This is a genomic window from Paenibacillus ihuae, from assembly GCF_001368795.1.
Lineage (GTDB): Bacteria > Bacillota > Bacilli > Paenibacillales > Paenibacillaceae > Paenibacillus_AQ > Paenibacillus_AQ ihuae.
In genome coordinates, this window is sequence record NZ_LN831202.1 from 110,581 (window position 1) to 113,141 (window position 2,561).

Annotated in this window: 2 protein-coding genes; both read right to left on the minus strand. The window is 57.9% G+C overall.

Annotation, left to right across the window (positions count from 1 at the left end):
- Positions 1-328 precede the first annotated feature (328 nt).
- Entirely contained in the window at positions 329-1,225 is an 897-nt protein-coding gene (gene iolE, locus AQR02_RS26265; protein WP_054943404.1) for a myo-inosose-2 dehydratase, read from the minus strand.
- A gap of 99 nt (positions 1,226-1,324) precedes the next feature.
- A partial coding sequence (locus tag AQR02_RS34945) for a thiamine pyrophosphate-dependent enzyme (protein WP_245237751.1) occupies positions 1,325-2,561 on the minus strand: 1,237 nt, incomplete at its 5' end.

The following is a 2,561-nucleotide window of genomic DNA, read 5'->3' on the forward strand; positions in this document are numbered from 1 at the left end:
CGCCCGGTGGCCGGGTTTCCCCAATCAGAGGGATTTATCCCACTATTTTCGCCCGGTGGCCGGGTTTCCGTCCAATCAGTGGGATTTCCCACTGATTTCACCCGGTGGCCGGATTTCTGCCCGGGACGGCCGGGCTCCATCTTCTTACGAAGATTTCCTCCTTAATCCACACCTTTCAGATGCTTCTTATCCCTGCAACAATAGGAGTCCACACGCTCCTATCCAATGCAAAAGGCGGGGTGAGCACAGCCACAGCCGCGCAACCCCGCATCCACATTACCTGGGCAAACCCGCCAGATCACAACCGCCCGGCCGCCGCCCAAGCGGCTTATAAGCCGCTGACTTCCCGGATATAGCGGCGCGCCTTGATCGCGTATTCCAGCGGATCGGCCAGCGCCGGGTCCTGCTCCGCTTCCACCACAAACCACCCCGAATAGGATGCCGCTGCCAATTCTTCAAAAATCTCAGCAAACGCAATGCACCCGTCACCCGGCACGGTGAATGCTCCTGCTTTTACCGCCTGCAGGAAGCTGAGCCCATCCGAAATCACACGCTGGACAACCCCGGGCCGGATATCCTTTAAGTGGACATGCTTAATCCGCGGCAGATGGGTGCGCAGCACCTCCAAAGGATTCTCACCGGCAAAAGCCAGATGCCCCGTATCAAACAGCAGGGATACCTCGCCGGGATCGGTGAGCTCCATCAGCCGGGTAATTTCGGCCGCCGTCTGCACTCCGGTTCCCATATGGTGGTGATAGACAAGCGCCATATCCTTCTCGGCCGCCAGGCGGCCCAGCCCGCCCAAGCCTTTAGCGAGCGCCGCCCACTCACTTTCCGTAAACACAGGCTTAGCGGCGAATAGCGGCGTATCCATCTGCCCTTGGATGCTGCGTCCCTGCTCGGAAACTACAATCACTTTGGCTCCCATCTCATGCAGGAAGTCACGTTGTGCGATAAAAGCTTTCGCAGTCTCCTCATAAGGACCTGCCGTCAGATAGGCACTGAACCAGGCGCTGGCAATCTGCAGCCCGCGCAGTTCAAGCGCCCGGTGCAGCCGCTCCGGAGAACGCGGATATTTGTTGCCCACCTCGCTGCCTTCATACCCGGCAAGTGCCATCTCACTAATGCACTGCTCAAACGTATTGTCCCGCCCCAGTTCAGGCATATCATCATTAGTCCAGGCGATGGGGGCAATCGCCAGCCTTACCGTATGTTCTTTGAACATCATGGGTACTACCCCTTCCATTATCACAGGTATGACAGCAGGCTTCAGCCGCCCGCCGCAGAGTTTCCTTGCTAAGGCAGCACAAGCTGCTCAAGCAGCTTAATAACTGCGAGCCTTCTCCAGCTGCCCTTGTTTCTGCACGTAGGCGGCCTGCACGGCTTCGCTGCCGGACACTTCCGGCACACCGACATGCCACCAGGATCCATAGCCGTGTGTCATTGTCTTCGGCAGCACCTTGATGTCAATCAGCGTGGAACACGACTGCTTCCGGGCTTCCTCCAGTGCACTGCGCAGCTGCTCGGCCGTTGCTGCGCGGTAGGTTTTGACCCCATAGCCGGCGGCACTGGCCGCATAGTCGATGACCATCAGCCCGCCGCTCAGCCGGCCGTCTTGGCCGCGGTGGCGGAATTCTGTAGCCATGCTGTCGAGGCCCTGTTCCATCTGCAGATTGTTGATGCAGCCGAAGCCTGCATTGTCGAGCAGTATGACGTTGATCTTCTTGTTCTCCTGCAGGCTCGTTACCAGCTCCGAATGCAGCATCTGATAGCTGCCGTCTCCGACCAGGGCGTATACTTCCCGCTCCGGTTCAGCCAATTTGATGCCGAGAGCACCGGCGATCTCATACCCCATGCACGAAAATCCGTATTCCATATGGTAAGTATCCGGCACAGACGAATTCCACATCCGCTGCATATCACCCGGCAGGCTGCCAGCCGCTCCGATGACGATGGCGTCCTCAGGGATATATTCATTAAGTATTGCGAGCACCTGAGTCTGCGCCAGCGAAGTATTCAGCGCTTCTGCATACTCGGGTAGCCTCTCATCGAGATGTCCGGCAATTTCGGGCACGAATGAATGTGCCGGAAGGTCCGCTTCCTTCACGCCATCCCCCATTGCACTGCCATCCTTCACACTATCCTTCACACCATCCTCCAACGCACCGCCATCCTTCACACCATCCAACACACCGGCTTCCTTCGCGCCGCTATCCTTCGCGCCTCCCGCCTTCAAGCTACCCTTTATCCCCGTATACTCCACTTCAGCCAGACGGTTTCTTTCCGCTTCCCACGCCTTCTTTGCGGATGTGATTTCATCCGTATAAGCAGAGCGGTAGCCGCGTTCCTCCAAAGCAGCGGATAACGCCTTTAAGCCTTCAGCAGCATCACAGACCACAGCCAGCGCATCCAGCTTGGCTGCATGGTAAGGCGAGGCGTTGAGCGTCAGAAACTCCGCCTCAGGATGCGTGAACAGGCTCTTCGAGCCCGTGGTGAAGTCCGTAAACCGGGTGCCGACACCGATTACCAGATCGGCTTCCTGAGCCAGCGTATTGGCGCAG